Below are 7542 nucleotides of genomic sequence, written 5' to 3' on the forward strand. Positions count from 1 at the left end.
GAGGGCGGGTCGCAGCCGGGATTTCGCCCTCAGCCCACGGCGACGAGGTCGAGCGGGGCGCCTGCCCCGGCAACCTGCTGGGCCGGCAGCGGCGCGAAGCGCTCCCCTTCCGCGAAGCCCTGCTCGCGGGCCAGAGCCAATGCCGCCCCGGTGGCAAGGCCCGGCCGGCCCGATACCTTGCAGTGCTTGTCGAGCTTGGCGACGAGGTTCACCACGTCGCCGATCACGGTGAACTCGAGCCGGCTCTCGTCCCCGGTGACGCCGAACAGCACCGGCCCGGTCGCCACCGCGACGCCGAGGGCGAGCGGCACCTCGCCGCGGGCCCGGCGCTCGACGTTCCACGCCTGCATGGCCCCGAGCGCCTCCGGCAGCGCGCCCAGCGCGTCGGCCGCGTATGTGGCCGATGGCCGCGCGACGCCGAAGGTCGCCATGATTCCGTCGCCGAGATACTTGTCGATCGAGCCGCCGTGGCGCTGGATCACCGGCACCATGCGGCGCTGGTACTCGGCCAGCAGCGCCATCGTCGTGGCCGGTGCCTGGCGCGCGGCGAGCGGGGTGAAGTCGCGCAGATCCATCATCATCACCGCGGCCTCGCGGGTGATCGCGTCGCCGGGGCGCAGGTGCATGTCGGCGCGGCGGATCTCGCCGGCCACCTCGGGCGCGAAGAAGCGGCTGAGCTCGGAGGCGGCGTGCGCTTCGCTCGCGGCCTGGATCAGCAGGCGGCGGGCGCGCAGCACCGCGACCGCGAGCAGCGCCGTGACCGCGCCGATCGAGACCAGCTTGTCCACCTCGGCCCCGATCAGGATGGTCTGCGAGGTCATGTACTCGGCGAAGTTGCGGGTGATGTGCATCTCGCCGGCGGTCAGTACCGCGTAGGCCACCAGCACGAGCCAGCCGAAGATCGCGGCGGCGCCGGCGAGCAGCACGTAGGTCGCCTCGAAACGCAGCGTTCTCAAGGAGATGAGAATGAAGACGTAGAGCAGCGTCGGCGCCTTGAGATAGATCGTCGCCGGCTGCCGGTACTGCAGGTGGAAGCTCCAGATCGTCACCATAAGCAGGAATACGTCGACGATCACAGAGAGGCCGAGGAACACCGGCGTCAGCCGGCCCGACAGCGTCAGCCAGAGCCTGAGCGTGGTGAACAGGGCGTAAAACGCCAGCGTCCAGGGCACCGGCTCGAACGGCGCGCCCGGCGGAAAAGCTTTTGGAGTCAATGCGTAGAAGGCGCCGAAGAAGACGATGGCGCCGAACTGCACGAGGCACACCAAAAGCTCGCCCGAGCGCTGGTCGGCGGCGATGGCGGCGCGCACCCGGGCGGGCAGAACCTCCGGCGGGCGGCGGCCGAAGACGAACTCGACGGCGCGGGTCAGTGCGGGTCGGGGCAGGGGGCGCGTCGGTGGGGCTTCCGCGGCGGCGGTTGGCGCGATCATGGCGGCGTCTCCGGGTCTCGAAAGCGTGAGCGGGAGAGTGACACAGGCCGCCGCGGTGCGGAATTGAATTCGAATCACGACCCCGCCAGAAGGCCGTCAACTCTTACAGGTCTTATATAAGACATATAAGAATTCAGCCGTGTTTTTAACGGGTTATCAAGACATCCTAAGCCTTTCCAGCCGCCCCGCGAGCGTCGCCACGGCGATGGCCTGGCCCTCGATGTCGCGCCAGGGGTCGGGCTTCTGGCCGAGCCGGCGGAAGATGTTGCCCAGGGTGTAGCTCTGGGGCCCGGCGTTGCCCAACGCCTCGGACCAGTCGAGCGGCGTGGCGACCGGGGCGCGGCGGCGGGCGCGCACGGCGTAGGGGGCCACGGCGGTCTGCCCGTAGGCATTGCGCAGGTAGTCGAGGAAGACCCGCCCGCCGCGCTTGTCCTTGCGCTGCTCGACGGTGGCAAGCTTCGGGGCCTCGGCGGCAATGCGCCCGGCCAGCGCACGGGCAAGCGCGCGCGCCTCGTCGAAGCCGGCGCTGCGGTCGAGCGGCACGACCAGGTGGAAGCCGCGCGAGCCGGTGGTCTGCACGAAGGCCGGGGCCTCGAGCCGGTCGAGCAGGTGCTTCACCCTGCCGGCGGTCTCGCGCACCGGGGCGAAGTCGTCGCCCGAAGGGTCGAGGTCGAGGATCAGCCGGTCGGGGCGGCTTATGCGGTCAATGCGCGACAGGCCGAGATGTGGCGTGATGCAGCCCTGCGCGGCCAGGTAGGCCAGGGTCGCGGGGTGGTCCGCGACCACGTGGTCGACCGTGCCGCCCTCCTTGGCCAGCTCGGCGCGGGCGATCCAGTCGGGGAAGTAGTCGGGCGCGTTCTTCTGGAAGAAGCTCTCGCCGTCGATGCCCTCGGGGAAGCGCTGCATGCTGACGGGGCGGCCCTGCCAGTGGGGCAGCGCCACGCGGGCGATGCGGGCGTAGTAGTCCACGAGGTCGCGCTTGGTGATGCCGGCGGCCGGGAACAGCACCTTGTCGGGGTGGGTCAGCTCGAAGCCGTGGCCGGCGATCTCGATGCGTTTGCTCATCGGGGCCTCTCGCGGCCCACCTCGCGGGCGGCCTTGTCGTCGCGCAGGCCGAGGAAGCGGGGGTGGCGCAGCTTGCCCGCGCCGGTCCACTCGGTGAAGCCGATCTGGGCCACCAGCTCGGGCCGGACCCAGGTGACGGAGGACTCGCGCACCGCCGCGTCGAAGGGCGAGGTCTGGCGTGCGCGGCGCTCGAGCCGCCGGCGCAGGCGCGCGAGCAGGTCGTCGGAGAAGCCGGTGCCGACCTTGCCGGCATAGCGCAGCCGCCCGTCCTCGAAATAGCCGAGCAGGAGCGCGCCGAAACCGATGCGCGACCCTTCGGGCGCGGTGAAGCCGCCGATCACCAACTCCTGGCCGCGGGCGCACTTGAATTTGAGCCAGTCGGTCGAGCGCGCGTGCCGGTAGGGCGCGTCGGCGCGCTTGGCGATCAGCCCCTCCCAGCCGCGCGCGCAGGCGTCGCGGAAGAAAGCCTCGCCGTCGCGGTTGCGGTGCGCGGTGAAGCGCAGCGGGTCGCGCCAGCGGATCAGCGCCCTGAGCACCTTCTTGCGCCCGCGCAGCGGCACGGCGTCGAGGCTGTGGCCGCCGAGGTGGATCAGGTCGAAGGCGTAGTAGTGGACGCGCACCGGGCTTTGCCGTGCCTCGTCGGGGTCGGTGATCTGCATGCGCCGCTGCAGGCGGGCGAAGCTGGTGCGGTTGCCCTCGAAGGCGACGATCTCGCCGTCGATCACGCAGTCCTGGTCGAGCGCCCGGTCGAGCGCGTCGACCAGTTCGGGATACGTGGCGTTCAGCGGCTTGCGGTTGCGCGTCATCAGCCTGAGCCCGGCCTTCGCGCGGAAGGCCAGCGCGCGCTCGCCGTCGAGCTTGCGCGCGAAGATCCAGCCGGGGTCGGAGAAGCGCTCGTCGGTGAGCGTGGCGAGCATCGGCTCGGTCCAGTCGGGGACCGACGCCCGCTCGAGCCGGGCGCGCGCGCAGCCGTCGAGCCGGTCGATGGCGCTCACCCGTCCCCCTCGGGGTTTGCTTGCCGGGCGATCTCGTCGAGGTCGCGACCGCTGGCGACCGAAAGCGGCTGGGTCGAGACCGGGTTGCGCCGCGCGTCCGCCGCGTCGTCGTCCGTCTTGACCAGCAGCCAGTCGTCGCCGTCGAGGCGCTGGAGCGCGTAGCCGCCGCCGAGCTTCTCGCCGTGCAGGCGAAACAGGAAGTGTCCGTGCTCGAGCGCGCGGGCGGCGGGGCGCAGCTCGCCGTCCTTCTCGGTGATGTTGTCATAGGGCCCGCGGTCCCAGATCAGGACGGTGCCGCCGCCGTAATCGCCTTCGGGGATCACGCCCTCGAAGTCGGCATAGTCGAGCGGGTGGTCTTCGGTGGCGACCGCGAGGCGCCTCTCGCGCGGGTCGGTCGAGGGGCCCTTGGGCACCGCCCAGGATTTCAGCACGCCGTCGATCTCGAGCCGCAGGTCGTAGTGCAGCGTCGAGGCGGCGTGCTTCTGGATCACGAAGATCGGCCGCTTGCCCGGCTTGCGCGCGCCGCCGCGCGGTTCCGGCGTGCGGCGGAAATCGCGTTTGGACTCATAGCTGTTGCGGCTCATTCCTCATCCTGTAAGCGGCGCCATCCGTCGTCGGGCGCGAAGCGCGGGCCGTGCGCCTCGGCCAGCTCGCTCAGCCGGGCGACGACGTGCTCGAGCCCGCGCGCGCGGGCATAGGCCAGCGGCCCGCCGCGGAACGGGGCGAAGCCCGCGCCGAAGATCATGCCGGCGTCCGCCGTGTCGGCATCGGCGACGATGCCCTCGCGCAGGCAGGCCACCGTGGCGTTGAGCATCGGCAGGATCAGCCGGTCGGTGACCTCGGGGCTGGCATGGGTCGAGGGGCGCCCCTTCTGCGGCTTGCCGTCCTTGTAGGCATAGAGCCCGGCGCCGGCCTTGCGGCCGAGCTCGCCCTTCTCGACCTTCTCCTCGAGCCAGCGCGGCACGGCGGGCATGTTCTCGCCGCCGGCGCCGCCGAGCGTGCGCGCCACGTCGAGGCAGATGTCGAGGCCGACCTGGTCGGCCAGCTCGATCGGCCCCATGGGCATGCCGAACGCCTCGGCCGCCTCGTCCACGGTCTCGCGCGCCGTGCCCTCGTCGATCAGGGCCAGCGCCTCGAGCAGGTAGGGCATCAGCACCCGGTTGACCAGGAAGCCCGGCGCCGCGGCGACCGGGGCGGGCAGCTTGGCGATGCGTTTGGTGAAGGCGAGCGCGCGCTGATACGGCGCGTCGGCGGTACGGTCGTGGCGCGCGACCTCGACCAGCGGCATCTTCGAGACCGGGTTGAAGAAATGCAGCGCGAGGAAGCTGCCGGGCCGGTCGAGCGCGTCGGCGAGCTCGCCCAGCGGCAGGCTCGACGTGTTGGTGGCGAGCAGGGCGTCGGGCTTCATCTGCGGCTCGACCTCGGCATAGATGCGGTGCTTGAGCTCGGGCTTCTCGGGGGCGGCCTCGATCACCAGGTCGGCTCGGGCGGCGCCGGCGCCCCTGGGGTCCCAGATCAGCCGGTCGCGCGCGGCGAGGCGGTCGGGTTTGCGCGTGATCTGCTTGTCATAGAGCTTGCAGGCAGCGGCGTAAGCCTTGCCCAGCGCGCGCGAATCCGGGTCCGTCACCGTCACGCGGAAGCCCTGGAGCGCGCACCAGCTGGCGATTTCGCCGCCCATGGTGCCGGCGCCGATGACATGGACATGGGCGATGCCGTGGTCGGTGTCGCGGCCCTGGGCGCGCAGGCGGCTGCGCAGGGCGAAGACGCGGAACAGCGCCTGGGCGGTGTCGCCGGTCAAAAGATCGGTGAAGGAGGCGTGCTCGGCCTCGAGCATGGCGGCGCGGTCGCCGCCGTGCTCCTCCCAAAGGTGGATCAGGGCGCGGGGCGCGGGGTAGTGCTCGGGCCGGGCCTTCTCGTCGGCCTTCTGGCGCATCTTGCGCGCGGCAAACAGGCGCGCGGGGCGCGAGCGCAGGGTGCGGTCGCGCAGGCCGGGGCGGTCGGGCCTGAGGCTGCCCTGGGCGGCCGCGGCGACGGCGTTGAGGACGTGGCGCTCCTCGATCACGGCGTCGACCAGGCCGAGGCGGCGGGCCCGCCGCGCCGAGGCGTCGCGGCCGGTGAGCATCATGGTCATGGCCTGGACCGGGTCGATCAGGTGGGTGAGCCGCGCCGTGCCGCCCAGGCCCGGATGCAGTCCCAGCCGGATCTCGGGCAGGCCGATGCGGGCGTCGGCGATGGCGAGGCGCAGGTCGCAGCACAGCGCCAGCTCGGTGCCGCCGCCGGCGCAGGTGCCGTGGATCACCGCGATCTTGCGCGAGCCGAGGCGCTCGAGCCGGTCGTAGAGCGCGTTGGCCTCAGCCACCCGGCGGCCGGCCTGGTCGCGGTCGGTGAGGCCGCGGAACTCGGCGATGTCGGCGCCCATGGCGAAGCCCGCCGGCTTGGCCGAGCGGATCACCAGGGTCTTGGGCGGGTCGGATTCGAGGCTGTCGAGGGCGGTGCGCAATTCCTCGAAGAACACGGTGTCGAAGGTGTTCACCGCGCTGTCCTCGCGGTCGATCACGAGCCAGGCGGGCCCGTCCTCGGCGCGGGTGAGCGAGAGGCGGCGGCCACTGCGCCCGGCCCCGGCGACGGGGCCGAGCTCGAGGCGGGGCCGGGCGAGGCTGGCGAGGTCCATGTCGCGGGCCATCACACCGCCTCCATGAGCATGGCGCCGCCCTGGCCGCCGCCGATGCACTCGGTGGCGATGCCGCGCGTGGCGCGCTTCTCGCGCAGGACATGGGCGAGGTGCAGCACGATGCGCGCGCCGCTGGTGCCGACCGGGTGGCCCAGGCTGATGGCGCCGCCGTCGACGTTGAGCCGGTTGCGCGGGATCGCGCCGGGCGCGGCGTCGAGGCCGAGATTGGCGCGCGCGAAGGCGTCGTCGGCGAGCGCCGCGACGCAGGCGAGCACCTGGGCGGCGAAGGCCTCGTTGATCTCCCAGAACTCGATGTCGGCGAGCGTCAGGCGCCAGCGGGTCAGGAGCGGCACGGAGGCGAGCACCGGGCCGAGGCCCATGATGGCGGGGCTGAGCGCCGCCCACTGGGAGTCGAGGATGCGCGCCATGGGCGTGAGCCCGTGGTCGGCCAGCGCCTCCTCGGAGGCCAGCATCACCCAGCAGGCACCGTCGGTGATCTGCGAGCTGTTGCCGGCGGTGACGTTGCCGTAGGGGCGCTCGAAGGCGGGCTTGAGCTTGGCCAGCGCCTCGGCCGTGGAGTCGGGGCGCACGCCGTCGTCGGCCTCGAAGACCCGGCCGTCGCGGTCGATCAGGGGCTCGACCTCGGCCAGCCGCTCCTCGTCCTGGGCGGCGGCGAGGCGGCGGTGGCTCTCGGCGGCATAGCCGTCGGCGGCGGCGCGCGAGATGGCGAAGGCATGGGCCAGGAGCTCGGCCGTCTGGCCCATGTTGAGGTCGACCACCGGGTCGGTCAGGCCCTTCTCCAGCCCGATCTCGGGGGTGAGCATGGCCGGGCGCAGCGCCGCGAGGTGGCCGAGCCGGGCCATCGGGCCCTTGAGCCGGCGGAACTCGGCCAGCCAGTCGACCATCGAGCGCCTGAGCACCAGCGGCGCGTGGGAGAGCGCCTCGGTGCCGCCGGCGAGCACGATCTCGGCGCGGCCCGATTCGATGGCGCGGAAGCCCGAGTCGATCGACTGCATGCCCGAGCCGCAGTTGCGCTGCACGGTCCAGGCGGGCATGTCCTCGCCCAGCCCCAGCCGCAGCGCGGCGATGCGGGCGGGGTTCATCTCGTCGGCCTCGGGGCTGACGCAGCCGAGGATCACGTCGTCGATGGAATCGGGCCCGAAGGACTGGCGCAGGAGGAGCGGGCGGCCGCAGGCCACCGCGAGATCGGCGGTGGTGAAGGGGCCGGGCTTGCCGCGCGCCTTGAGGAAGGGCGTGCGGGCGCCGTCGACGAGATAGACGGGACGGGTCATTCGGCGGCCTCCGAGCGGCGGGACGTGGCGCGCTTGCCCTTGGGGGTGCCTTTGGCGGGCGCGGCCTTGGCGGGCGCGGCCTTGGCGGG

The 7542-nt window shown here is 72.5% G+C and carries 6 protein-coding genes; all 6 read right to left on the reverse strand.

All coding sequences use genetic code 11. The features are described 5' to 3' along the window. Positions 1 to 29: 29 nt before the first annotated feature. Positions 30 to 1430: an adenylate/guanylate cyclase domain-containing protein gene (locus AC32QD_RS03870; RefSeq protein ID WP_492009166.1), complete on the reverse strand. Its 1401-nt coding sequence runs from the start codon at positions 1428 to 1430 to the stop codon at positions 30 to 32. 156 nt (positions 1431 to 1586) lie between these two features. After that, on the reverse strand, positions 1587 to 2495 hold the full coding sequence (gene ligD / locus AC32QD_RS03875) for a non-homologous end-joining DNA ligase (protein WP_492009167.1): 909 nt from the start codon (positions 2493 to 2495) through the stop codon (positions 1587 to 1589). Next, complete coding sequence (gene ligD / locus AC32QD_RS03880) at positions 2492 to 3490, reverse strand: non-homologous end-joining DNA ligase (RefSeq protein WP_492009168.1); 999 nt, start codon at positions 3488 to 3490, stop codon at positions 2492 to 2494. The genes ligD (AC32QD_RS03875) and ligD (AC32QD_RS03880) overlap by 4 nt, the downstream gene beginning before the upstream one ends. Further along, positions 3487 to 4074: a DNA polymerase ligase N-terminal domain-containing protein gene (locus tag AC32QD_RS03885; RefSeq protein ID WP_492009169.1), complete on the reverse strand. Its 588-nt coding sequence runs from the start codon at positions 4072 to 4074 to the stop codon at positions 3487 to 3489. Before AC32QD_RS03885 ends, ligD (AC32QD_RS03880) begins: the two co-directional genes overlap by 4 nt. Further along, entirely contained in the window at positions 4071 to 6173 is a 2103-nt protein-coding gene (locus AC32QD_RS03890; RefSeq protein ID WP_492009170.1) for a 3-hydroxyacyl-CoA dehydrogenase NAD-binding domain-containing protein, read from the reverse strand. The genes AC32QD_RS03885 and AC32QD_RS03890 overlap by 4 nt, the downstream gene beginning before the upstream one ends. Continuing rightward, the gene (locus AC32QD_RS03895) at positions 6173 to 7453 is read right to left on the reverse strand and encodes an acetyl-CoA C-acetyltransferase (RefSeq protein ID WP_492009171.1); all 1281 of its coding nucleotides are present in this window, start codon (positions 7451 to 7453) and stop codon (positions 6173 to 6175) included. Before AC32QD_RS03895 ends, AC32QD_RS03890 begins: the two co-directional genes overlap by 1 nt. Between the last annotated feature and the right edge of the window lie 89 nt (positions 7454 to 7542).

The sequence above is a fragment of the Thermohalobaculum sp. genome (assembly GCF_058622915.1).